Source organism: Enterococcus sp. C65 (assembly GCF_040887165.1).
GTDB classification, from domain to species: Bacteria; Bacillota; Bacilli; order Lactobacillales; family Enterococcaceae; genus Enterococcus_B; species Enterococcus_B hirae.
The window spans coordinates 20,577-46,054 of sequence record NZ_JBFOFG010000002.1 but is presented as its reverse complement, the minus strand read 5'-3'; the positions used below and the strand labels follow the sequence as shown (position 1 = coordinate 46,054).

At 36.6% G+C, this 25,478-nt stretch carries 25 protein-coding genes; 6 read left to right on the top strand and 19 right to left on the bottom strand.

All coding sequences use genetic code 11. From position 1 onward, the window contains the following. Window positions 1-69 precede the first annotated feature (69 nt). Complete coding sequence (locus AB3I12_RS02290; RefSeq protein ID WP_010720488.1) at window positions 70-591, bottom strand: HdeD family acid-resistance protein; 522 nt, start codon at window positions 589-591, stop codon at window positions 70-72. A 408-nt stretch (window positions 592-999) separates the two neighbouring features. On the opposite strand from AB3I12_RS02290, the gene AB3I12_RS02285 reads away from it, so the two are divergent. Next, window positions 1,000-2,622, top strand: coding sequence for an ABC-F family ATP-binding cassette domain-containing protein (locus AB3I12_RS02285; protein WP_010720489.1), 1,623 nt, complete (start codon window positions 1,000-1,002; stop codon window positions 2,620-2,622). Window positions 2,623-2,939: 317 nt separating this feature from the next. Here the strand turns inward: AB3I12_RS02285 and AB3I12_RS02280 are convergent, their stop codons facing one another. The 7 genes from AB3I12_RS02280 to dnaB all read right to left on the bottom strand — a co-directional run bounded on the left by AB3I12_RS02280 (window position 2,940) and on the right by dnaB (window position 8,556). Next, the gene (locus AB3I12_RS02280; protein ID WP_367011286.1) at window positions 2,940-3,026 is read right to left on the bottom strand and encodes a putative holin-like toxin; all 87 of its coding nucleotides are present in this window, start codon (window positions 3,024-3,026) and stop codon (window positions 2,940-2,942) included. A gap of 257 nt (window positions 3,027-3,283) precedes the next feature. Next, window positions 3,284-3,415: a hypothetical protein gene (locus tag AB3I12_RS02275; protein WP_368015487.1), complete on the bottom strand. Its 132-nt coding sequence runs from the start codon at window positions 3,413-3,415 to the stop codon at window positions 3,284-3,286. 31 nt (window positions 3,416-3,446) lie between these two features. After that, the gene (locus AB3I12_RS02270) at window positions 3,447-3,533 is read right to left on the bottom strand and encodes a putative holin-like toxin (protein WP_223603319.1); all 87 of its coding nucleotides are present in this window, start codon (window positions 3,531-3,533) and stop codon (window positions 3,447-3,449) included. A gap of 383 nt (window positions 3,534-3,916) precedes the next feature. Next, window positions 3,917-3,997: a putative holin-like toxin gene (locus tag AB3I12_RS02265; protein ID WP_368015523.1), complete on the bottom strand. Its 81-nt coding sequence runs from the start codon at window positions 3,995-3,997 to the stop codon at window positions 3,917-3,919. Window positions 3,998-4,259: 262 nt separating this feature from the next. Next, entirely contained in the window at window positions 4,260-5,123 is an 864-nt protein-coding gene (locus tag AB3I12_RS02260; RefSeq protein ID WP_010736781.1) for a DegV family protein, read from the bottom strand. A 336-nt stretch (window positions 5,124-5,459) separates the two neighbouring features. Further along, window positions 5,460-6,752, bottom strand: coding sequence for an adenylosuccinate synthase (locus AB3I12_RS02255; protein WP_010720491.1), 1,293 nt, complete (start codon window positions 6,750-6,752; stop codon window positions 5,460-5,462). Window positions 6,753-7,188: 436 nt separating this feature from the next. After that, a complete protein-coding gene (gene dnaB, locus AB3I12_RS02250) occupies window positions 7,189-8,556 on the bottom strand; it encodes a replicative DNA helicase (protein WP_010720492.1) in 1,368 nt (455 codons plus the stop codon). A 461-nt stretch (window positions 8,557-9,017) separates the two neighbouring features. Between dnaB and AB3I12_RS02245 the strand changes: the two genes are divergently transcribed. Further along, window positions 9,018-9,680: a glycine zipper family protein gene (locus AB3I12_RS02245; protein WP_226062565.1), complete on the top strand. Its 663-nt coding sequence runs from the start codon at window positions 9,018-9,020 to the stop codon at window positions 9,678-9,680. Window positions 9,681-10,073: 393 nt separating this feature from the next. On the opposite strand, the gene rplI is transcribed toward AB3I12_RS02245, so the two are convergent. Beyond that, a complete protein-coding gene (gene rplI / locus AB3I12_RS02240; RefSeq protein ID WP_010720494.1) occupies window positions 10,074-10,526 on the bottom strand; it encodes a 50S ribosomal protein L9 in 453 nt (150 codons plus the stop codon). A 5-nt stretch (window positions 10,527-10,531) separates the two neighbouring features. Then, entirely contained in the window at window positions 10,532-12,505 is a 1,974-nt protein-coding gene (locus AB3I12_RS02235) for a DHH family phosphoesterase (protein ID WP_063626389.1), read from the bottom strand. Window positions 12,506-12,743: 238 nt separating this feature from the next. On the opposite strand from AB3I12_RS02235, the gene AB3I12_RS02230 reads away from it, so the two are divergent. After that, a complete protein-coding gene (locus tag AB3I12_RS02230; RefSeq protein WP_063626388.1) occupies window positions 12,744-13,151 on the top strand; it encodes a hypothetical protein in 408 nt (135 codons plus the stop codon). Window positions 13,152-13,298: 147 nt separating this feature from the next. Here AB3I12_RS02230 and rpsR read toward each other — a convergent pair whose 3' ends face one another. The 9 genes from rpsR to dnaA form a co-directional block, all read right to left on the bottom strand. Further along, window positions 13,299-13,535 (bottom strand): 30S ribosomal protein S18, encoded by a 237-nt coding sequence (gene rpsR / locus AB3I12_RS02225; RefSeq protein WP_002288370.1) that lies wholly within the window; start codon window positions 13,533-13,535, stop codon window positions 13,299-13,301. A gap of 25 nt (window positions 13,536-13,560) precedes the next feature. Further along, window positions 13,561-14,073 carry a single-stranded DNA-binding protein gene (gene ssb, locus AB3I12_RS02220; protein WP_010720497.1) on the bottom strand — a complete coding sequence of 171 codons (513 nt, stop codon included), beginning with the start codon at window positions 14,071-14,073 and terminating at the stop codon, window positions 13,561-13,563. Between the two features lie 51 nt (window positions 14,074-14,124). Beyond that, on the bottom strand, window positions 14,125-14,424 hold the full coding sequence (gene rpsF, locus AB3I12_RS02215; RefSeq protein ID WP_010720498.1) for a 30S ribosomal protein S6: 300 nt from the start codon (window positions 14,422-14,424) through the stop codon (window positions 14,125-14,127). Window positions 14,425-14,823: 399 nt separating this feature from the next. Next, window positions 14,824-17,322, bottom strand: coding sequence for a DNA gyrase subunit A (gyrA, locus tag AB3I12_RS02210; protein ID WP_010720499.1), 2,499 nt, complete (start codon window positions 17,320-17,322; stop codon window positions 14,824-14,826). Between the two features lie 19 nt (window positions 17,323-17,341). Further along, on the bottom strand, window positions 17,342-19,288 hold the full coding sequence (gyrB, locus tag AB3I12_RS02205) for a DNA topoisomerase (ATP-hydrolyzing) subunit B (RefSeq protein ID WP_063626387.1): 1,947 nt from the start codon (window positions 19,286-19,288) through the stop codon (window positions 17,342-17,344). Further along, entirely contained in the window at window positions 19,289-20,410 is a 1,122-nt protein-coding gene (recF, locus tag AB3I12_RS02200) for a DNA replication/repair protein RecF (protein WP_034697664.1), read from the bottom strand. Then, the gene (yaaA, locus tag AB3I12_RS02195; RefSeq protein WP_010720502.1) at window positions 20,397-20,639 is read right to left on the bottom strand and encodes a S4 domain-containing protein YaaA; all 243 of its coding nucleotides are present in this window, start codon (window positions 20,637-20,639) and stop codon (window positions 20,397-20,399) included. Before yaaA ends, recF begins: the two co-directional genes overlap by 14 nt. Window positions 20,640-20,850: 211 nt before the next feature. Next, a complete protein-coding gene (gene dnaN, locus AB3I12_RS02190; RefSeq protein WP_010720503.1) occupies window positions 20,851-21,981 on the bottom strand; it encodes a DNA polymerase III subunit beta in 1,131 nt (376 codons plus the stop codon). A gap of 189 nt (window positions 21,982-22,170) precedes the next feature. Then, entirely contained in the window at window positions 22,171-23,505 is a 1,335-nt protein-coding gene (gene dnaA / locus AB3I12_RS02185; protein ID WP_010720504.1) for a chromosomal replication initiator protein DnaA, read from the bottom strand. Window positions 23,506-24,037: 532 nt separating this feature from the next. Here dnaA and rpmH point away from each other — a divergent pair. From rpmH to AB3I12_RS02170, 3 genes are all read left to right on the top strand, one after another. Further along, window positions 24,038-24,172, top strand: coding sequence for a 50S ribosomal protein L34 (rpmH, locus tag AB3I12_RS02180; RefSeq protein WP_002293121.1), 135 nt, complete (start codon window positions 24,038-24,040; stop codon window positions 24,170-24,172). A gap of 117 nt (window positions 24,173-24,289) precedes the next feature. Next, on the top strand, window positions 24,290-24,646 hold the full coding sequence (gene rnpA, locus AB3I12_RS02175) for a ribonuclease P protein component (protein WP_010720505.1): 357 nt from the start codon (window positions 24,290-24,292) through the stop codon (window positions 24,644-24,646). Then, on the top strand, window positions 24,643-25,464 hold the full coding sequence (locus AB3I12_RS02170) for a YidC/Oxa1 family membrane protein insertase (RefSeq protein ID WP_010720506.1): 822 nt from the start codon (window positions 24,643-24,645) through the stop codon (window positions 25,462-25,464). Before rnpA ends, AB3I12_RS02170 begins: the two co-directional genes overlap by 4 nt. Window positions 25,465-25,478: the final 14 nt, after the last annotated feature.

The window sequence follows — 25,478 nt, the reverse complement described above, 5'->3', positions numbered from 1 at the left end:
ATATCAACTATAAAAAAGAAGCAACCAGGAAAATTCAGCCTGATTGCTTCTTTATATACTTTACTTTGTTTATCTGAAAGCATATACGATATGGTTGATCCCAAAGAGCATAAAATAAAAACCGACAAGAAAACTTAAAGTCAAAGCGGAGGAAATAGGATTAAACAATAGTATACATCCTAATACCACACCCAAAATATTGATGATTACTGTAAACCAATAGTAGCCTGTGCTATAACCTTTCGCTAAATCAGCTGTAAATAAAGCTAAGATAGAGTCGGCAATAAACCAAATGGCAAAAACAAACGGTAAAGCAACTACTCCTGCACCAATATTGAACAAGAAGAAAATCCCGACTAAAATATCAATGATACCAATAACCAACGGCATTTTCCCTTTATATCCTGTCAATTCTTTCATGCGATTTCGTACAAATAATTCAAAAATTCCTTTTAAAAAGGCAAAAATAGCAAAAACAACGACAATCGCCACTAAATTACCAACAGGATCTTGAAAAGAGATTAATGAAACAAGGACAAATAAAATCCCTAAAATTAATGATCCCCAGTCTAGTGTTTTTCTTTCATTCATTTTCATTCCAACTTTCATTTTAATCTATTATTATACTAACGCTCTCTTTAAATAACGTCAAAACATATGCTGGTGATGAAAAGCAAAAGTAATTTCTCTTCTGATCAGCTTTTGCTACTATCATTTTTAGTAAAAGCTACTACTTCTTATAATTTGCGTATATTCACTACCAACTTATTCTTCTACTAAATAAACGAGCATTTTGCCTTTCTATCTTAGATATCTTCGAACCTCATTATTGCTTCATAAGTACAAATTTTTTCACTCTTTCATAATTTTTTAGTATTTTTTATTCCCATGTTCCACGTGAAACACAAAGAATAATTGATTACCTTGAAACTTTCTCTTTTCCCCTATATAATTCTAGGAGGCTCGTTAAATATTATAAAGATAAAGTGAGGAAAAAAATTGATTACTGTAAATGATGTAAGTTTGCACTTTTCAGACCGCAAACTATTTGATGATGTTAATATTAAATTTACTCCAGGAAATTGCTATGGCTTAATAGGTGCAAATGGTGCAGGTAAATCAACGTTCCTTAAAGTATTATCAGGAGACTTACAACCTTCTACAGGGACTGTTTCCATGGGACCAGATGAGCGAATGGCTGTATTGAAACAAAACCATTATGACTATGAAGAATATACAGTTTTAGAAACAGTTATTATGGGACATAAGCGTTTATACGAAGTTATGAAAGAAAAAGACGCTATCTATATGAAAGAAGATTTCACTGATGAAGATGGTATCCGAGCAGCTGAATTAGAAGGCGAGTTTGCTGAATTAAATGGTTGGGAAGCTGAACCTGAAGCTGCTGTTTTACTACAAGGACTGAATATTCCAGAAGAATTGCACCATCAATTGATGAGTGAACTTACTGGTGGTCAAAAAGTCAAAGTACTTTTAGCTCAAACATTGTTTGGTAAACCGGATGTGTTACTCCTTGATGAGCCTACGAATGGATTAGATATCCAATCCATCAACTGGTTAGAAGAATTTTTAATTGAATTTGAAAATACGGTTATCGTTGTTTCTCATGACCGTCATTTCTTAAATAAAGTATGTACCCATATGGCAGATTTAGATTTTGGAAAAATCAAATTATACGTTGGTAACTATGATTTTTGGTTAGAATCAAGTCAACTTGCTGCAAAATTACAAGCAAATGCCAATGCCAAAAAAGAGGAACAAATCAAAGAACTACAAGAATTTATTGCTCGTTTTAGTGCGAATGCTTCAAAATCTAAACAGGCAACTTCTCGTAAGAAAATGTTAGAAAAAATTACTCTTGACGATATTCAACCTTCTTCACGTCGTTATCCATTCGTTGGATTTAAACCAGAACGTGAAATCGGTAATGATCTTTTACAGGTCGAAAATGTGAGTGTAACGATCGACGGTAAGAAAATATTAAATGATATATCATTTAATTTAAGCAAAGAAGATAAAGTTGCGTTTGTTGCTGAAAATGATATTACAACTACAACTTTGTTTAAAGTAATCATGGGTGAGATCACTCCTGATACTGGAACTGTAAGATGGGGCGTAACAACGAGCAATTCTTATCTACCAAAAGATACAACGAAAGAATTTGATAATGAATTGACGATCTTAGATTGGTTACGTCAGTATGCAAGTAAAGAAGAAGACGATAATACGTTTTTACGAAGCTTTTTAGGACGCATGCTATTTTCTGGGGAAGAAGTATTAAAACCTGTCAATGTCCTTTCTGGTGGTGAAAAAGTGCGTTGCATGCTTTCTAAAATGATGCTTTCTAAAGCAAATGTCTTAGTTTTAGACGATCCTACGAATCATTTAGATCTAGAGTCGATTACAGCACTAAACGATGGCTTGATGGCCTTTACTGGCTCTATCCTTTTCGCTTCACATGACCATCAATTTATCCAAACGTTGGCTAATCGTATCATTGCCGTTTCTGATAAAGGCGTTATCGATCGAGCAGATACAACCTATGATGAATTTTTAGAAAATAAAGATATCCAAAAACAATTGGATGAGCTTTGGAAATAAGACAACAATCATTGTAGAGTTAAGAAAATAGCCTATCGGGGCATCTCATCAGTCGGTGAGATGTCCTTTTCTTCTACGATAAACACTGTCTTTCACAACTACCAAGACACCTTCGATCCATTTACTTTCTATATTCATCATTTTCTCTTATTTCGCTTAATCAACCGCTTTATTTTTTCTGATGTGTAAGCTATAATAGAAAATGAAAAAGGGATTGCGCAAACAATCCCTTCATCAGTAACTCGTGCCGTTAAAAAGACGGTAGCCTTTTTAGAATGGTGACCATCTAAAACTTCTGCTAAAAGTGATTTAGATGGTTATTTTTTTTGGTCTTTTTTGTCAATTAACAACAACACAAATGTCGCAAATGCGAGCATGAGTTGCAGTGCTTCATATACTGACAACTTTATTCCTTTCCAGGGATAAAACTCTTAACCATAAGCATCACCCCTTATCTAAGAGATTAGCTACCATCTTTTACACTCCACGAATTACTGGTTTTATTGTAGCAAACTTAGCGAAAACTTACTATCAATATTAGCTTTAACTTAAAATAAAATAGTTATTTTTCAGCTGATAGTTAGTTGATTTGTGCATCGTATGCCTCATTTTTTTTTTAAACTATTTAATCTATTTTCTTAATGGTTTTAAAAACTTTTTTTCAATCAACCGCTTTACTTTTTTCCAATCGATAAGCTATAATGAACAGTGAAAAAGGGATTGCGCAAACAACCCCTTCATCAGTAATTCGTGCCGTTAAAAAGACGGTAGCTTTGTTTAAGTAATTAACCATCTAAAAACTCTGCTAAAAGTGATTTAGATGGTTATTTTTTTTGGTCTTTTTTGTCAATTAACAACAGCACAAATGTCGCAAATGCGAGCATGAGTTGTATTGCTTCATATACTGACAACTTTATTCCTTTCCAGGGACAAAGCTTTTAACCATAAGCATCACCCCTTATCTAAGAGATTAGCTACCATCTTTTACACTCCACGATTTACTGGTTTTATTGTAGCAAATTTAGTACAAACTTACTATCCTCATTAACTTTAATTTTAAATAATAACGTTATTTTTTACCTGACATATATTTGATTCGTGTGCCTTCATTTTTTTAAAACTATTTTTTAATCAACCGCTTTACTTTTTTCCAATTGATAAGCTATAATGGAAAATGAAAAAGGGATTGCTCTAACAACCCCTTCATCAGTAATTCGTGCCGTTAAAAAGACGGTAGCTTTATTTTTTGGGTATATATACCATCTAAAAACTCGGCTAAAAGTGGTTTAGATGGTTATCTTTTTTGGTCTTTTTTGTCAATTAACAACAACACAAATGTCGCAAACGCGAGCATGAGTTGTATTGCTTCATACACTGACAACTTTATTCCTTTCCAGGGACAAAGCTTTTAACCATAAGCATCACCCCTTGTTCAAGAGATTAGCTACCATCTTTTACACTCCACGAATTACTGGTTTTATTGTAGCAAACTTAAGAAGTACTTACTATCGACAAAAGATTTAACTTAATATAAATCAGTTATTTTATATTCTAAAAAAGAACCACTCGAAGAATATTCTTTTTCTTCTGAATGGTTCTTTTTTTGGTGCGTTTCTTCTACAACGACTACTCATTTTCTATCGAGTGATTCCCATTGAGAATATGGCAATACATCCATATCCTGTATGGCTTGCGATGGTAGGGCCAAGTGGATATAACTTAACTTCTTTCATCTTAATATTCTCTTCAAGTAATTGTTTTGTTTTTTCAGCACTTTCTAAATCGCCAGCATAAGCAATATAAACAGTTTGTTCTAATGGAGCGACAATGGTTTTAACAGTTTCCTCAACAATTTTTTGTATCGATTTATTTCGTCCTCGTACTTTGCTGATATTCGTCAAACGTCCTTCCTGATCGACTGTGATAATTGGCTTCACGTTTAGAATACTACCTAGTGTAGCACTAGTTTTAGAGATACGCCCCCCACGTTCAAGGTGTTTGAGATCATCAACGGTTACCCAAGAATGTACTTTTAAGTAATTGTTTTCTAACCATTCTAAGTTCTCTTCTAATGTTTTCCCCTCGTTTTTCAATCGAACAGCTTCCAATACTAATAACCCTTCCCCAACGCTTGCGGCTTTTGTATCAAAGACCTTTACTTGTGGATCTGGATATTCTTCTTTTAATAATTCTACTGCTTGTAACGCACTACTATAGGATCCACTTAAAGCACTGGAAAAAGCAACATAAAGGATAGGAATATTTTGTTCAACATAAGGACGGAAAAATTCTAAGTATTGACCCACATTGATTTGTGAGGTCGTTGGGGTAGCCCCATTTCTTAATTGTTCCATATAATGATCATAATTAAACGTTTTTCCCAGATCATCTACTAATTCTTCTTCATCTAACTGGATCTTCATTGATAAATAATCAACCTTGGCTGCTTGTAGCACTTGATAAGGCAGATCACAACATGAATCGGTTACGATTTGATACACACACTTCAACTCCTTCAACTTTTCATTTTACCCTTAACTCCTATTATAGCAAATCTCTTGCATGGAAAATAACGTTAACTATGTTTGTAAAAAGGAAAACCATTGTCTTCGTAAAATTTTAATGGATGATTAAAAAGAAGAACAACGCTCACCTCTAAACCAACTTTGATTACTTATTGAAAAAAAACGCCAAAATCTACAAAAATGTTAAAAACAAATTTCGCAGTTTCGACGTTTTCTTTCTTTACCGCATGAGCATTCTTACCTATACTTCTGCTATTTCGTTCATTCTTAAGGAACAAGAATGTCCTGTCTCAACGAACTTAGCTGAATGGCTTAAATTTGTGCCCAGACGCTTTCTAAGATATTTGTTTGTGTTCTATCAGGTCCAACAGAAAATGTTGAAATACGCACACCTACGAGTTCAGAAATACGTCTGACATAGTTACGTGCATTTTCTGGTAATTCAGCAAGTGTTTTGCATGCTGTAATATCTTCAGACCAACCTGGAAGTTCTTCATAAACAGGTTTACAACGTTTCAATTCTTTCAAACTTGCTGGATAATGATAAATCAATTCTCCATCGAGCTCGTAAGCTGTACAAATTTTTACTGTATCAAGTCCACTTAAGACATCAATTGAATTAAGGGATAGATTAGTAATTCCTGAAACACGTTTTGAGTGACGCATCACTACTGAATCAAACCATCCCACACGTCGTGGACGACCTGTAGTCGTTCCGTATTCGCGACCAACTTCACGAATTTGTTGTCCCGTTTCATCAAACAATTCAGTTGGGAATGGACCATCTCCTACACGAGAAGTATAAGCTTTACATACACCAACAACTTTATTGATTTTAGATGGACCTACGCCACTACCGATCGTTACGCCACCTGCGACTGGGTTTGAAGAAGTAACAAATGGATAGGTTCCTTGGTCGATATCCAGCATAACCCCTTGTGCGCCTTCAAATAATACTCGTTTTCCTGCATCTAGGGCATCATTTAAAATGACAGATGTATCGGTAACATACTGTTTGATTTGTTGACCATATTCATAATATTCTTCAAATATCGAGTCAAAATCAATTGGCTCAGAATCAAACATTTTTACAAATTGACGGTTTTTATCTTCTAAGTTTAAACGTAAGCGTTCTTCAAAAATTTCTTTGTCTAGTAAGTCAGCGATGCGGATCCCTACACGAGCTGCTTTGTCCATGTATGCTGGTCCGATCCCTTTGATTGTTGTACCGATTTTATTTTCACCTTTTGCATCTTCTTGTAATTGATCCAACTTGATGTGATAAGGCAAAATAACATGTGCTCGGTCAGAAATACGTAAGTTATCAGTAGTTACACCTTTTTCATGTAAATAAGCTAACTCTTTGACTAATGATTTAGGATTGACTACCACACCATTCCCAATCACACTGATTTTATCTTTATAAAAAATCCCCGAAGGAATCAAATGCAGTTTATAAGTAACACCGTTGAATTTGATCGTGTGTCCTGCATTATCGCCACCTTGGTATCGTGCGATCACTTCAGCATTTTCACTAAGAAAGTCAGTAATTTTTCCTTTCCCTTCGTCGCCCCATTGTGTACCTACCACTACTACAGATGACATTTGAACACCTCGTTTTATTTTATTTAATCCTGAATTATTGTAACAATAACTCATTACTTATTCAACTAAAATCGAATGATTCTTTTATTTATTTTATAAAAACGCTTGAAAAACGAACGATGATAAATTTTAAATAGAAACTAGTGTAAACAAAACTATTCAGAGAAGAAAGTTCCTTTAGTACAAAGCAAATAAGATAGTTTTTTAGGGTTTATTACTCGTTGCCACTGACAGAATCGTAATCTAAACATCTTTGCTTATTAGAAATAATGATTACTAGGGTAGATTGCTTTCTAATTTACTATACTATTATTTCCCAAATGTGATTCTGCTGCGTTTTCTTTTGATAAAGAACAGTTGGAATGATCGATAGCTAAAAAAGCACCTCCAAATTAACGAGATAATTTGGAGGTGCTTTTTATAGTCAATATTATAATCAATATTCTTCTCTCGGGGATAACGACGAAAATTTGTTGTATTCTTTGATAAACAGTAATTCTACTGTACCACGGGCACCACTACGGTTTTTTTCGATGATGACTTCAATGACATTGTCGTTTTTTGGTTCGTTATCCTCATTGTCTTCGCCACCTTCTCTTTCATAGTAATCATCTCGATATAAGAAGGCTACGATATCAGCATCTTGCTCAATGGAACCCGATTCACGGATATCACTTAATACAGGACGTTTATCTTGACGTTGTTCTACTCCACGGGAAAGCTGGGACAACGCAATAACTGGTACTTTTAATTCTTTGGCTAGCTTTTTTAATTGACGTGAAATATCAGATACTTCTTGTTGACGATTTTCTCTCCCGTTTCCTTCAATCAATTGCAAGTAGTCAATCAAGATCAATCCAAGATTTCCTTTTTCCTGCGCTAATTTTCGGCATTTGGCACGAATCTCAGAAATTTTTATTCCTGGAGTATCATCAATAAAGATATTTGCCCGTGACAAACTCCCCATTGCAACGATCAAATTAGACCACTCTTCTTCAGAAAGTTGACCGGTACGCAAATGGCTTGCTTCGATCGATCCTTCCGCACAAAGCATCCGATTGACAAGCGATTCAGCCCCCATTTCCAAACTAAAAATAGCAACTGAACGATCGGTTTTTGTCCCGACATTTTGAGCTATATTTAATGCGAAAGCTGTTTTCCCTACCGCAGGCCGAGCTGCTAGGATGATCAATTCCTCAGGTTGAAAACCTGCTGTCATTTTATCAAGTCCTTGGTATCCAGTCGGTAATCCTGTGATTTCTTCATTATTTTGGGCCAGCTGGTCAATATTTTCAATGGTTGAGTTCAAGACTTCTGCAATAGATAGAAAGCCACTGCGGTTTCTTTTTTCTGATACTTCTAAAATACTGCGCTCGGCATCATCCAGAATCGACTGGACTTCTTCCCCTTGTTCAAACCCTTTTGTCACGATCCCAGTAGCTGTTTGGATCAGTGTGCGAAGTAATGATTTTTCTTCAACGATTTTCGCATAGTAGACGATATTTGCTGCAGTAGGCACAGCTAACGCTAAATCTGAAAGGTAGCTTAACCCACCAGCATCTTCTAATAAGTTCGCTTGCTCCAACCGATCTTTTACAGTCACTACATCTATTGCTTCATTACGGTCATTTAATTCGATCATTGTTTCAAAAATGATTTGATGTCCCCGACGATAAAAGTCTTTCGGTTCTATGTACTCCATGGCATCAATGATCGTTTCAGCATCTAAAAAAACCGATCCTAAAACCGCTTGTTCAGCTTCAATATTTTGCGGTGGAATTCGATCCTGCCACACTTCATTCATACATATCGCTCCTTGTCTTCAATTGCTTTATTTTACAAGAAAATCGTAAAAAAGTCACTTTAAAAAAGTGAGTGTAATGGTTGCTTATCTTTCGAAATCAATAAAAGAGACAGTCAATGTCAAGAATAAGTACAGAAAATACACACGTAAATCCAGCAAAATCTTAAACTAGCAAAAACTTTGAGAACGAAGATCCCTTGATAAAATGAAACAACTATAAAAAGTATATCAGTCAAGTGATCCTTTACGCTAGTACCAAACTAGCTATATGTTCAATAGGTGTTGTCATAATCGAAAAAAAGGAAACTTTTTTTATTTTTTCCTATTTTTTCATTTTTGACAAAAAATAGATCACTTATGATTATTTAATACTATATACTATTGATTGTGCTAGAATTCATTACAGAAAACGTTTTCTAGTCCGCACAAAAAATTTTAGGAGGAAGTTTGTCATAAAAAAAATGAAACTCGTTGCTATTTTATTGTCTTGTCTGTCTTTATTTGGATCTGTAGTACCAGGAGTAACACAAATCGTTGATGCAGCTGAGAAAACCGCTAGTGTACCAGCTGAAAACCATTTTCAACTAGATAAAGTCACGATTGTCGAATCCAATGAATTATACAAAAATTTTGTGCAAGAAGTGAATCGTCCAGAGATCAAACAACAGTTAATGAATCAGCCAGACTCAGCAGAAACAAAAGCTTTGATCCAGTCTCTTATCTTAAAATATGATGGCGCTGAAGTCCACTATGCTTATGGTGACAATACGTTCGCACGAGGACTTTACGATACTACCGGGTGGTCAGAAAAATTTGTTAATGGTGGTATCAACGATTATGCCACTAGTAAGACAGGATTAGCTAATTTAAGAGACTATTTAGGTTTTTGTTCTGTTGGTTTAGCAGTAAATGGTGCGGGTTATGGTGCTGTAATTGGTGGTGTGATTGGAGCTGTAGTTGGGACAATTATTGGTGCTGCAGTATTAGCCAAACGTTGCGATCAAGGTCAAAGTGATGTAAAAACAATGATTAGTAAAAATAGATCAAATGGAGGAGTGCGGATGACTTTAACAGCAGAATTTCCGATTTGCAGTTTAACGTCACAAACGCAGTGTAGTATATGAGACTGGGAACTTTATTAATTTATTCAACAATCCTTGTGATGATATTACTATTTTTGAAATATCGCAAGAAAAAATAATCTAAGCTTAAAGAGTCTAGGGCATGAACAAAAAAATCTGGTTAATGTCCCACTTTTTTGATCTAGGGTATTAAAAAGCACATAATCTTGTAAGAATAAAGTAGCTAAAATCAATCGAAAAGAAAGTATGCTTTCTATACCATCCTATCAAATATCTTTACCATTAAATGAAGAAAATCAGCCGGATTTTGACATGATTCATCAAAATCCGGCTGATTTTCTTTTTGAAAAGAACTCTCAATCTCTGCGATCATTTCTCAACAAGTCCTATTACAGAACCTGAAGAGACTGCTAACAGAAATGATTGGTGAGGTAGCTATTCTGCTACCACATGCACTTTGATCGTTGCAGTCACTTCATGATGCAATTTGACTGGTACGTTCGTGTAACCTAACGTACGGATTGGATTATTCAATTCGATTTTTCGTTTATCTAGTTTTACTTTGTATTGCTTGTTCAATCCTTCAGCGATTTGTTTTGAAGGGATTGAACCGAATAAACGTCCATCTTCACCCGCTTTGGCTTTCAGTTCGACAACCGTTTCTTCTTTTTCTAAAAATCCTTTTAGTTCTTTTGCTTCTTCTAAAATTTCAGCTTCTTGTTTTTCTTGTGCCTTTTTTTGTCCAGCTAATTGGCTAATACTACTTTTATTTGCTTCTTTTGCCAGATTATTTTTTAATAGGAAATTTTGTGCGTAACCATTCGGTACTTCTTTAACATCACCTTTTTTTCCTTTACCTTTTACATCTTGTAAGAAAATGACTTTCATATCCATTACTCCTTATCATATAATTGATTCCTATTTTCTTTGATTGCAGCAAGTAAACGCTGTTTGGTTTCTTCTACTGTGACACCTTCCAATTGGGTCGCTGCATTGGTGAAATGACCGCCGCCGCCAAGAGACTCCATGATCACTTGAACATTGATCGTGCCCGAACTACGAGCACTGATCCCGACTAGCCCGTCCGTTCGTTTCGTGATGACAAAAGCCCCATTGATATTGATCATTGATAAGAGGGTGTCTGCCGTTTTCGCAGCGATCACACTATTATATTCCTTTTCATCTGTCCCAGCTGCTACGACAATATCTGAAGTTACATATTCGCTCTGTGCAATCAAATGGCTGATTTCCAAATAGGTTGCTAAATCTGAACTCAATAAATATTGTACTAGGGAAGCATCCGCACTACAAGACCTTAAATAACTTGCTACATCAAAAGTTCGTGCCGTTGTGCGTACATTAAAACTGTTCGTATCAACAGTCATGCCTGCCAATAACAACGTCGCTTCAAAACGATCTAAGCGATTCGTGCGATTGCTTTGATACTGAATTAGTTCTGTCACTAACTCTGAAGCAGAAGAAGCAGAAGATTCGATATACGTCAACAGCGGCTTACTTGGGAACTCCTCCCCACGTCGATGATGATCAATAATAACGATCTTATCAAATTGCTCATATAGGCTCTGAGAGATCGATAGCGAGGGTTTGTGGTAATCCACCATAACTAGCAGGTCTTCTTCTTTTTTAAGCTCCATCGCTTTTTTGGGCGAAATCAGCTGTGCTTCTAGTTCAGGGTGTTTATGAATTTCCTCTAAACATCGTTCTACGTCTGGAATAATCTCGTTTTCATCAAGTACGATATACGCTTTTTTTTGATTGAAACGAGCTAAGCAACTTACCCCAAATGCTGAACCAATGGCATCCATATCGGGGAATTTATGCCCCATGATAAATACATCACCAGTTTCAGTAAAAATCTTACGAAGCGCAGTACTCATTGCTCGTGACCGCACACGGGTTCGTTTGACTGACTTAGCTGATTTTCCTCCATAGTAAACAGGTTTTGCTCCCTCACGTAGTTCTTTCACGACAACTTGGTCGCCACCTCGAACTAGAGCAATGTCCAAATTATTTTGGGCTTCTCCCCCAATTTCATCTAACGAATCTTGCCCGTAAGCAATCCCCATACTTAGAGTAATTGGCAAATTTTGTCGCTCTGCTTCTGCACGTAAACGATCCAACAGATCAAATTTTTTGTCCATCATTTTTTTCAAATCAATCATTTGTGCTACAAAGAAAAAGCGTTCTGCAGTGATCCGCTTAAAAAAGACATGGTATTCATTCATCCAATCAGACACCATTGTAGTCACAAACGAATTGAGATAAGAAATTTCTTTGTCATCTAACTTATCGATAGCATCTGCATAATTATCAATTGATAAGATACCAATCACTGGTTGGCTGTTGGTTTGATGGAGCTTCAACAATTGATTTTGAGTGATATCGTTGAAATAAACGACCCCTTTTACTGTATCCATTTCAAATTGAAAGGTTCGATCTGCTAAATATACTTGTTTTTTCTTTTTCTCTTTTGCCGTAAAGAAAGCATCTAATAGTTCTTCTTCTGTTAAGCTACTTTGATCTTTGATTTTTAAGGCGAGTGGGTTCAACCATTCAATTTTTTGGCTTGTTGGTTGGTACGCAATCACTCCTACTGGCATCACTTCGGAGACATAAGCAAGATTGTTCTCAGCCACCGTTGAGGCTTGTTGGATTTTTTCACGATTTTTTATCATTAGCCATCGTTTTAATTTCAACCAATAACGTAAGCCAAAAAGGTTCATCAAAAGCACAACCAAAGCGCTAACAAAACGAAATGGCATAAATAATACAACCAGTACTTCAAGCAATAGAAATAAAAAAATGAAGAGAGGTCTAGGGGTTAAGTTTTCTTTTTCTTTTTCCATCTTCTTCCTCCCATAGTTGATTAGTTTAATTTTACCATAACTTCCCGTATTCAAGCGACTAAACAAATGCTTGATTATTTAACTGAAAATACTTTTCACTGTATTAAAAAAAATGGTAGAATAACTTGTTTTCAACCTTGAAATGACAGTTATCATCTAACCTCAAACCGAAATAAAGCAAATTATTACTACTTTGAATGTTCAAATGAGCAATTCAGAAAAGGCAAAGGAGCATTATATGAATAAAATGAACAAATTAAGCTTCCATCATATCGGTAAACCAATCGATCTGGAAGAAATCAAAGATCACCCAGGAACAAAGTATAGTCCTTTATTCGATATGTACTCACTGGATGTGAAAAATTCTTTATCTATGCCAATCGAACTCCATGCCTTTGGTCCCGATTGTCGTCTTGATCCAATCATTCAAAAAGAAGCACATGTTGCTTTTACAGTCGATAACATTGAACTAGCATTGAAAGGACAAGAAATCATCATGCCTCTTTATCAACCTTTCGCTGGCTACCGTTGTGCAATGATCTTAGTCAATCAGCAACCGATCGAGTTGATTGAGAGCAGCTTGTCGGAAAGTCAGATTTGGGGAGATGGAATTTTTAAAGATAGTATTCTTTATCCCCAATCCTAAACGAAAATCGTGGATGCTTTTCTCTATGATTCTTCTAAGTATAGATGACACTCTTTTTTTTGATAATAAAACATCTAAACATTCATTCTCAAAAAGTAAAAAACGAGGGAACGGTAGTAAAACCATTTCCTCGTTTCATTATTTCAATTAATCTTCACTTACGAAAGGTAGTAAGCCCATGATACGTGCGCGTTTGATAGCAACAGTAATTTTACGTTGGTTTTTAGCGCCTGTACCTGTTACACGACGTGGCAAGATTTTTCCACGTTCTGAGATAAATCTTTTTAGTAATTCAATATCTTTATAATCGATATATTCAATATGGTTAGCAGCAATATAGTCTACTTTACGACGTTTACGTCCGCCTCTTCTTTGTTGTGCCATTCTATTTCCCTCCTATCAAATTCGTTTAGAATGGTAAATCATCGTCTGAAATGTCGATCGTTGAACTTGAACCAAATGGATCAGAATTGTCACGATCAAAATCAGGCATACCGTTGGATGATTGAGATGTTTGATTATAGTTATTACTTCCGCCAAAATCATTTGTCGATTGACCAGAGCTTTGGTAACCACCAGTTTGTTGACGATTTTCAGATGCAGCACGACTTTCCAATAATTGGAAGTTTTCAGCAACTACTTCTGTTACGTATACACGTTGTCCTTGCTGATTATCATAAGAACGAGTTTGGATACGTCCAGTAACTCCTAAAAGAGTCCCCTTACGAGCATAGTTTGCTAATGTCTCTGCTGATTTACGCCAAATCACACAATTAATAAAGTCAGCCTCACGATTGCCGTTTTGGCTAGTAAAATTACGATTAACAGCTAAAGTAAACGTTGCTACTGCAGTGCCACTTGATGTATATCGTAAATCCGGATCTTTAGTTAGACGTCCAACTAGTACAACATTATTAATCAAAAGATTCATCTCCTCTCATCGTTGTTCTATTGTTCCACATGAAACAATAAATTATGCTTCTTCTTTCACGATCATGTGACGAATGATATCGTCGTTGATTTTAGCAAGACGGTCAAATTCATTGACAGCAGTTGCAGATGATGGAGAAGACACTTTAACGATGTGATAGATACCTTCACGGTAACCGTTCATTTCATACGCTAAACGGCGTTTTTCCCAATCTTTAGATTCGATAACTTCAGCTCCGTTATCTTTCAAGATTGCATCGAAACGTTCGATTAAAGCAGTTTTTGCTTCTTCATCAATGTTTGGACGAATAATGTACATGATTTCATATTTCGTATTTTCCATTGATTTTCACCTCCCTATGGACTTTCGGCTCTTAGATTCCCAAGAGCAAGGAGAGTTTTCTAATAAATTAGACTACTCACAATCTTTAATTATACACGTATAGAGTGAAAAAAGCAATAAGCTGAAGGGAAAATAGTGTAGAAAGAAGTTTTTAATAAAATGCTTTACTAAATGACTGCCGAAAGTTCTCTTTTTGAATCTCTTGAAAAACACGATCTCCTACAATAACAAAGTATAAAAACTACAAGAGCTATTCGTAGGTGGATTCTTTTTTATGTTGCAAAAGAATCCATAAACATAAAACAATAATAAGCCACAACCTCCGATAATCATTGTGTATCGGAGGTTGTGGCTTATTTTTACAAGCTTCCCATCGCTGAGACAAGCCCTGTTTTTTGACTATTCTTCTGTTTTATCTATTGTGGTATCTTCCACGGTCTCTGTTGGTGTCTCAGTTTCTTCTGTGCTTTCTGGCTCGACGGCCGCCATTGTCACAACCTTCGTATCAGCTTCCATTTTGATCAAACGTACGCCAAGTGTAGCACGTCCAGTTTGAGAAACAGTTGAGACATTGAAACGAATAATAACGCCTTTATCTGTGATCAGCATGATATCTTCTGTTCCAACAATCGTGGCTAGTCCAGCTAATGGACCATTTTTTTCAGTGATATTGGCTGTTTTGATCCCTTTACCGCCGCGACCTTTCACTGGATACTCTTTCACTTTCGTTCGTTTACCATAGCCTTTTTCAGTAATGATCAAGACTTCATGATTTTCATTCATCAAGGCAGCACCAATCACATAATCGTCTTCTCTTAAACGAATACCTCGAACTCCTGACGCTGTCCGTCCCATGTCCCGAACAGCTCCTTCCGCAAACGTTACCGAATAACCATCATGTGTACCAATGATAATGTTTGATTGACCATCTGTTAACAACACGTTGACTAATTCATCGTCTTCTTTTAAGCCAATCGCAATCAATCCATTACTGCGGATATTCGCAAAAGCAGTTACGGTGGTCCGTTTCACCGTTCCTTGACGAGTAGTGAAGAAGAGGTAATGTCCTTCTTGAGCTTCACCGGTGACTGCAATAATTGCTTGAATTTTTTCACTTGAATCGATCCCTAACAAGTTAATGATCGGGATTCCTTTCGCAGTTCGACCATATTCTGGAATTTCATATCCTTTGGCACGATAGACTTTCCCGTTATTGGTAAAGAACAGCAAGGTGTCATGTGTCGAACAAGAGACAAGGTTTTTGACGAAGTCATCGTTATGCACGCCCATTCCTTGTACACCACGTCCACCACGACGTTGTGCTCTAAATTCATTGTTCGCTAAACGTTTGATATACCCATTGTTCGTGAGTGTAATAACGATTTCTTCTTCTTCGATCAAGTCTTCATCTTCAAGACTTAAAACTTCACCCACTAGTAATTCTGTACGACGTTTGTCACCAAAACGTTGGTTTAATTCTGCTAACTCTGTTTTGATGATTTCGGTCACACGTTCTGGACGAGCAAGAATATCCGTTAAATCTTCGATCAATCGTAATAATTCTTGGTATTCATTTTCGATTTTCTCACGTTCTAAACCAGTTAGACGACGTAAACGCATATCTAAGATCGCTTGTGCTTGTCGATCAGATAATTCAAAACGATCAATCATCGTTGTTTTTGCTTCATCGTCAGATTTAGACCCACGGATAATTGCAATGATTTCATCAATATGGTCCAATGCGATCCGTAAACCTTCTAAAATGTGAGCTCGTGCTTCTGCCTTTTCTTTTTCAAAAATCGTTCGGCGAGTGATCACTTCACGCTGATGCTCTACATAGTTTTCAAGTATTTGTTTAAGACTCAGTACTTTAGGAACGCCTTTTTCAATGGCCAGCATATTGAAACCAAATGAATTTTGTAATGAAGTCAACTTATACAGGTTATTTAAAATAACCGAAGCACTTGCATCACGGCGGATATCGATAACGATCCGCATTCCTTCACGGGAAGACTCATCACGCAAATCCGTAATTCCTTCAATCCGTTTATCGCGGTGTAATTCAGAGATTCGTTCGATCAATTTTGCTTTATTGACCATATAAGGAAGTTCCGTTACGATAATTCGTTCTTTGCCATTAGGCATCTCCGTGATTTCTACTTTTGCTCGAACAGTTATTGAGCCTTTCCCCGTTTCGTAAGCACGGCGAATACCTGATTTACCCATCACGAGACCACCGGTTGGAAAATCGGGACCAGGTAAAACTTCCATCAATTCATTGGTTGTTACTTCTGGATTTTCCATCAATAGATCGATCGCTGCTACTACCTCAGATAAATTATGAGGGGGGATATTCGTCGCCATACCAACTGCGATCCCTGTTGTTCCGTTAACTAGCAGATTAGGAAAGCGTGCTGGAAGTACGACTGGTTCCCTTTCTGTATCGTCATAGTTACTTTGGAAATCTACAGTATTTTTATTGATATCCCGTAGCATCTCCGTGGCAATTTTACTCATACGTGCTTCGGTGTACCGCATCGCAGCTGCTCCATCACCATCGACAGAACCAAAGTTACCATGTCCATCCACTAGCATGTACCGATAACTAAATGGTTGTGCCATCCGTACCATGGATTCATAAATAGCACTGTCTCCATGGGGGTGATACTTACCCATAACATCCCCAACGATTCTGGCAGATTTTTTATGGGCTTTATCTGGGGTCACACCCAATTCGTTCATCCCGTATAAAATACGGCGATGAACAGGTTTTAACCCATCTCGAACATCCGGTAGTGCACGAGCAACAATAACACTCATCGCATAATCGATGAAGGAGTCTTTCATTTCGCTAGTTAGATTGACATCATGGATGTTCTCTCTGATTTCTTCACTCATCTTTTTTCCTCCTTCATGACTAAATATCTAAGTTTTTCACATAATGGGCATTTTCTTCAATGAATGCACGACGAGGTTCCACTCGATCACCCATTAACATTTCAAAAATTTGATCAGCTGCGATAGCATCATCCACACTAACACGAGCCATCATACGATTGCTAGGGTCCATCGTTGTTTCCCATAGTTGATGGTCATCCATTTCACCTAACCCTTTGTATCGTTGAACACTTGGTTTTGGTGTAGCTGGTAGAGAAGCAACTACTTGTTTCAAATCTTCTTCAGCGTTTTTACCGGGTTGTACATACGTGATTTTTTTCCCTTGTTTTACCCCGTATAGCGGCGGTTGTGCAATATAAACATATCCCGCTTCAACAATTGGGCGCATATAACGATAAAACAAGGTTAAGAGCAATGTTCGAATATGGGCACCATCGACATCGGCATCCGTCATAATCACTAATTTGTGGTAACGAGCTTTGGAAACATCGAAGTCTTCACCGAATCCTGTTCCCATAGCGGTAAATAAAGAGCGGATTTCTTCATTGGCTAGAATTTTATCCATACTTGCTTTTTCAACATTTAAGATTTTCCCACGAATCGGTAAAATTGCTTGAAATTCACGATTTCGCCCTTGTTTTGCTGAACCGCCGGCAGAATCTCCTTCGACGATGAACAATTCGCATTTTTCTGGATCATTACTTGAGCAATCCGCCAGTTTACCAGGCAAATTACTGATTTCTAATGCGCCTTTTCTTCTGGTTACTTCACGGGCACGTTTCGCTGCTAGACGTGCTTTAGAAGCCAACAATCCTTTTTCAATGATTTGTCGTCCAATACTTGGATTTTCTAACAAGAATTTCATGAAATGCTCGCTAAACAGACGATCTGTTACTGTCCGAACTTCAGAATTACCTAATTTTGTTTTGGTTTGCCCTTCAAATTGTGGATCTGGGTGTTTGATCGAAATTACTGCGGTCAGTCCTTCCCGCACATCTTCACCAGTTAAGTTATCATCATTTTCTTTCATCAATTTTTGTTTACGTGCATAGTCATTGATCACACGTGTCAACGCTGTCTTGAAGCCAGATTCATGCGTACCACCTTCATAAGTATGGATATTATTTGCAAAACTCATGATGTTGGAGTGGTAACCATCGGTATATTGCATGGAAACTTCTACCGTGATGTCTTGTTGTTCTCCTTCTAAATAAACTGGCTCTGGAAAAATGACCGTTTTATTTGCATTCAAATATTCCACATAGCTCTTGATCCCACCGTCATAATGGTACTCTTTTACTACTGGAGATTCTTCTCTCTTATCTTCAATCGAGATCTTCATTCCCCGGTTCAAGAATGCTAATTCGCGGATACGGGTCGCTAGCTTATTAAAATCAAAAACTGTTGTTTCCGTAAAGATTTCTGGATCTGGTATAAAATGAACAGTTGTCCCGTTTCGATCGGTTTGTTCAATAATCTTCAGATCATCGACAACAGCACCACGACGATATTCCTGATAGTACACATTTCCATCTTTGTAGACTTTTACATCAAGCTGAGTGGAGAGCGCATTTACAACCGAAGAACCTACCCCGTGAAGACCACCAGATACTTTATAACCGCCTCCGCCGAATTTCCCACCAGCATGGAGTACCGTAAACACCGTTTCTACCGCTGGACGACCAGTTTTGGCTTGGATATCAACGGGGATACCTCGGCCATCATCGATGACAGTAATACTGTTATCTTTTTCAATTATTACTTGGATTTTCGTCGCAAATCCTGCTAGGACTTCATCGATAGAGTTATCAACGATTTCCCATACTAAGTGATGTAATCCTTCCGAACTTGTGGAGCCGATATACATACCAGGACGTTTTCGAACGGCTTCAAGTCCTTCAAGAACTTGGATCTGACTGGCATCATATTCTTTTGCACGTTCTACTAAACTTTTTTCATCTGTCATTTAGCCTTCTTCTCCTTTTATTTCCCCTTGCTGAACATAAAAAATCTCTGGTTCAACAGTCATTTTGTTTTTTACATGATCAAGTGTCGTTGTTGTTAAGAAAGTCTGTACCTTTCCTTCAATCGTTTCTAGTAAATGTAGTTGGCGATTATCATCTAGCTCACTCATTACATCATCAAGTAAAAGAATTGGATACTCCCCAGTTTCTTCTTTGATCAAATCAATTTCAGCCAACTTAACACTTAAAGCAGTGGTCCGCTGCTGTCCTTGAGAACCATACGTTTGCACGTTTTTTTGATTGACGAAAAAAGAAAGATCATCACGATGTGGTCCAATTGTCGTTGTTCCGCGAAACATATCTTTCTTTTTGTTTTGATTCAACAATTCTAAAAATTGTGTTTGGATCTCTTCTTGTGTTTGTGTACTTAAAGAAGAAAACGAGGTGACATATTCAATCTCTAATTGCTCTTTTTGATGGGTGATTTGTTGGTGCAATGTATTTGCCCAAAATTCCAGTCGTCGAACAAACTGTGCACGTGCTTTCAATACTTTACTTCCAAATTCAGCTAACTGTTCAGATAAAATATCTAAATAAAGTAAATCTGTTTGTTTTTTTTCATTCAGTTGTTTCAAATATTGATTTCTTTGTTTTAGGATACCTTGATATTGAACCAAATCGTAAAGATAGATCGGATTGATCTGTCCTAACTCCATATCAAGAAATTTTCGCCTGATCTGCGGACTACCCTTTACTAATGAAAGGTCTTCAGGTGCAAATAAAATGACATTTAATTGACCAACATAGCTACTTAATTTTTTTTGTTCGATATGATTGATCTTTGTTTTGCGTCCCTTTTTTGAAAGAAGGATCTCCAAAGGAATCTTAGAGGTTCCTTTTGTCACTTCGCCCTGGATCAGTGCTTGCTCGCCTTGCCATCCGATCAATTCTTGCTCACTGCTGGTACGGTGACTTCTCGTCATAGCCAAAACATAAATACTTTCCAAAAGATTCGTCTTACCTTGGGCATTTTCTCCTAAAAAAATGACAAGGTTTTTAGTAAACGTAATCTTTAATTCCTGATAGTTTCGATAATTTTTTAGATACAGCTTATTCAGCCTCATTATCGTTTATTCCTTTTTTTACCATAAAAAAAGTTCCCACTTCTGGAACTTCAACCATCATGCCGGGATAAAGTTTTCGTCCACGACGATTCTCTGGTTCGCCGTCTACCAAGACAGTGTTTTCAGCTAAATACCATTTTGCTTGTCCACCACTGCTAATTACTGTGACTTCTTTTAGCATTTGACCCAACGTCATAAATTCTGTTTTTAGAATGACTTGTTGTTTCAATGTTCATCCCTCATTTTCATTAATAAATGTATACTCTATTATACCTTTTTTTAGGCAATAAAACAAATTTATCCATATATTTTTCCATATAAGACGATTTAAGCGAAAAAAGGTGTTTTAAACAAAAATAAACAAAAAGCCTTAAAAGTGATTTTATGGCTTTTTGTTTATTTTTTGTTTTTTTCATTACTTTTTCAAAATGATATACAGATTAGTTCGTACGTACTGGTGTGATTAACTGGATAAATTGAACACCATCTTCTGTTGGTTCTAATGTAAACGGACGAATAGAAGAAATAAATTTCACTTTGATACTCATATCACCAAACGCACGTAACGCAGCTTTCATGTAATCAGGGTTAAAGGAAATATCCAAAGGATCCCCACTACTTGCCACATAATTCAGACTTTCTTCTACTTTTCCGATTTCAGGTGAGTTTCCATATAGAATCACCGCATCTGATTGGATGGATAAACGAACGATATTATTACGTCCTTCATGAGAAAGTAATGAGGCACGTTCAATCGCTGCAAGGAAACTTGGAACAGAAAATTCTACTTCTGTGTTGAAGCTTGAAGGAATCAACCGATTCGTATCGGGGTAGTTTCCTTCCAACAGACGGGAATAAAAATACATGTTTTCTGTTTTAAAGAGTACTTGGTTTTCCATGATACTGATCTCAACGATTTCTTCTTCATTTGTCAATGAACGAGATAATTCAGTCAGACTTTTACCAGGAATCACGATATCAAAATGATCAGCTGCTTGTTCAACTGGAATCACTCGTTGGCTTAGACGGTGGGAATCAGTTGCGACAGCCAAAAGAGAATTTCCTTCTAAAATAAAATGGACCCCTGTTAGAATTGGACGACTTTCATGTTGTGAGACAGCGAATACTGTTTCATTGATCAATTTCGTTAAGACATGTACCGGTAATTTCATTTGATTATGGCTTTCAACGACAGGTAAATGAGGGTAATTGTCTGCATCTAACCCATTGACTAAGAAGTTGGCTTTTCCTGAAGTAATGGCTACTTGTTTATTCTCTAAGACTTCAAGAGTAAAGGTGTCTTCTGGTAAGCGACGGATAATTTCACTAAAGAAACGAGCTTGTAACACAATTGCTCCAGTTGATTCAATTTGCATTTGGGCTTTTTCATTTTCAACAGATAAAAAAGTTTCAATAGAAATATCTGCATTACTCCCAGTTAGCGTTAATCCTTCTTGAGTCAAAGTAATTTTGACTCCAGTCAAGATTGGAATAGTGGTTTTACTTGAAATAGCACGTTGAACAGTTTGCAATTCTTGCATAAAACTTGCTCGATTTAAAGTTACTTTCATGTTGTGTCTCCTTTAAGCGTTTATTTATTATTAGTTAATATATAAATAATAAAAGTATTAGGTACTGTTGATTCTGTGGAAAACTAAAAAAATGCAAGAAATAAAAGAAAAAACAGCTGTGGAAAATCTGTGTATAACTTTTAGGCTTTTTTTGATTTTATCCACAAAGCGTTTTTTCGTTTTTCAAAGTTAATTTAATAAGAAATTTTTGATTTCGGATACTTCATTTTGCATGCTGACACTTGATTCCATTAATTGCTGGATTTTTTCGTGAGCATGAATCACTGTTGTATGGTCTTTCCCACCAAATTCAGCACCAATTTTTGGTAAAGAGCTATCCGTTAGCTCTCTTGCTAAGTACATAGCGATTTGTCTCGGTACAACGATTGATTTGACACGTTTTTTTCCTTTTAGGTCTTTTAACTGAATATGATAATATTTCGCGACTTCTTCTTGGATCTGTAAGATAGATAATTGTGGATGACCTTTACCAGATTTTAGTGTTTTCAGTGCATCTGCAGCTAAACTAGTTGAGATATCTTCACTATTCATCGCAGCAAATGCTTGAACGCGAACGAGTGCTCCTTCTAATTCACGGATGTTTGAATCAATTTGTCCGGCAATGTAACTCAAGGTATCATCGGGTATTTCCAAACGTTCGGCTGCTGCTTTTTTACGTAAAATCGCAGTTCTCGTTTCTAAATCGGGTGGTGTGATATCAACTGACAATCCCCACGCAAAACGTGAAACCAAACGTTCTTGTAATTTTGGAATCTCATTTGGTAAACGATCACTCGTCAATACAATTTGTTTTCCTTCATTGTAGAGTGCATTGAAAGTATGGAAAAATTCTTCCTGTGTTGCTTCTTTTTCAGCAAAGAATTGAATATCATCGACCAGCAAAAGATCGACGTTTCGGTATTCTTGGCGAAATTCCTCTGCAGTTTTATTTTGGATCGAGTTAATAAAGTCATTGGCAAATGTTTCACTACTAACGTATTTGACCTTTGCATCAGGCTCGCTTAACAACATTTGATGTCCGATAGCATGCATCAAATGGGTTTTACCAAGGCCGACACCACCATAAAAGAACAAAGGATTATAAATGGAACCAGGGTCTTCTGCAACGACTAAAGCTGCCGCATGAGCCATTTGGTTTCCTTTACCGATAACGAAGGTATCAAATGTATATTTTGGGTTCAACATCGCCTTCTTTATTGGATTTGCAACAGGTATTTTAGGACTTTTGATTTCTTCGACGACTTCTTGCTCCACCTCTTCACCAGTTACAAACCTTGGAATGATCTCTTTTCCAGTTAGCATGTAACCAACTTCAACAATTTTGGTTGTTAGATTCTTTTCCCAATATTCTTTATGAATTTTACTTGGTACTTCGACGACTAATTGACTCTGATCCAATGAACGTGGATGAGCGGTTTCGATCCAAGTATTATAGCTCGCAGGTGAGAGATCCTTTTGATAAGTTGTTTTTAATTCGTTCCATAAAGCATCGAGGGATACCATATAAGGCTTCCTCCTTCATTAAAAAGTGAATAACTAGTACTAATTTATCATTTTTTCATATAGTTTTCCACAGAAAGAGCAGAAAAAATTTTTTATTTGAGATTATCCACAAAATTAAGAGAGAAAAAAACAAAAAAAATCACAACGAGGAAAAATACTTATCCACATCACTAATCAACAGGTGGATAAGTGTGTTTTAAAGACAGAAATCCCAGGTAGGTTGTGGATAAAAAATCTTTGTTTATCAAGGAGTTAAGCATTCAATTCACAGATAAATGACTGTTTGTGGATTACTTTTTTTACAGGTGTTTATTCTGTGTAAAAAACCCTAAAAAATAATTGTGGATAAATCTTGTGTATAACTTTTTCCACAAACGAATCACACGAAAAAAAACTAAACTGTGGAAAAATAGAATGCATAAATCCAGAAGTTTCCTTTCATTTTATATTGACAAATTACCTTGATTGTCGTTATACTATCAAAGTATGTCTGTGTTTTAACAGTAGATAAGAAATTTTGGAGGTGGAATACATGAAAAGAACATACCAACCAAATAAACGTAAACGTCAAAAAGTTCACGGATTCCGTAAACGTATGAGTACTAAAAATGGCCGTCGTGTTTTAGCAAGCCGTCGCCGTAAAGGAAGAAAAGTTCTTTCAGCTTAAGCCACTGGGGTTTCAGTGGTTTTTTTTATGCCCTTTTTTAGGGAAAAGCTGAAAGAATAAAGAGAAATATGTTATGATTATGGACGTAAGTGAAAGATAGAAAAGGAAAGAAAACGAATGAGAAAAGCGTATCGAGTCAAAAAAGAACGAGAGTTTCAAAACGTATTCCATACAGGAACGTCATTTGCTAATCGTAAATTTGTCGTTTACCGCTTAGAAAAAAAAGACCAGCCACATTTTCGTGTCGGGCTTTCAGTAGGTAAAAAAGTGGGCAATGCAGTATGTCGCAATGAGGTAAAACGTAAGATTCGTGCGGCGGTCTATTCTGTAAAAGAACAGATCGATCCGGAATTGGATTTTATCGTGATTGCAAGACCAAGTGTCAAGGGACTAACTTACGATGAGATTCGTTCCAATCTAGTCCATGTCTTAAAACTTGCAAAAATAATCGATAGAGAGGAAAAGAGTAAGTGAAGAAATACAAACGTTTACTTTTGATGGCAGGCATTATCAGTCTAGTCGTTGTCTTATCCGGTTGTGGAACTGGAGAAGTAAGTGCACAAAGCACAGGAATTTGGGATCGCTACATCGTTTATTATTTTGCAGAAGCGATCAAGGCATTGTCATTTGGAAATGCAGGGATTGGGATTATTTTATTCACTTTGATCATTCGTGTGATCTTGATGCCGTTGATGCATTTTCAAACCAAGAGTATGCGAAAAACCCAAGAACTTCAACCAAAATTAAAAGCACTACAACAAGAATATAGTTCAAAAGATCCTGAGACACAAAGTAAGTTACGTGAAGCGCAACAACGTTTATATGCGGAAAATAATGTGAACCCATATGCTGGTTGTTTACCGTTGTTAGTACAGATGCCGATTTTGATGGCGTTATGGCAATCGATTTCACGTGTGCCTGAATTAAAACAAGGAAACTTTTTATGGTTAAATCTAGGAACAGCAGATCCAACCTTTATTTTACCGATCCTTGCTGCGGTATTTACTTTTGCAAGTACGTATCTAAGTAGCATGAGTCAAATTGAATCAAATGCATCAATGAAGATCATGAATTTTGTGATGCCTGTGATGATCTTAGTTATGGGGGTCAACTTAGCAAGTGGTCTTTCATTATATTGGGTAATATCTAATGCTTTCCAAGTCGTTCAAACATTACTAATCAATAATCCATTTAAGATTAGAAAAGAGCGAGAAGAAGAAGCTCAACGTATTCGTGAAAAAGAACGTGCGTTGAAAAAAGCCATGAGTCCGAAGAAAAAACGTAAAAAATAAGGGAGGGAATGCTA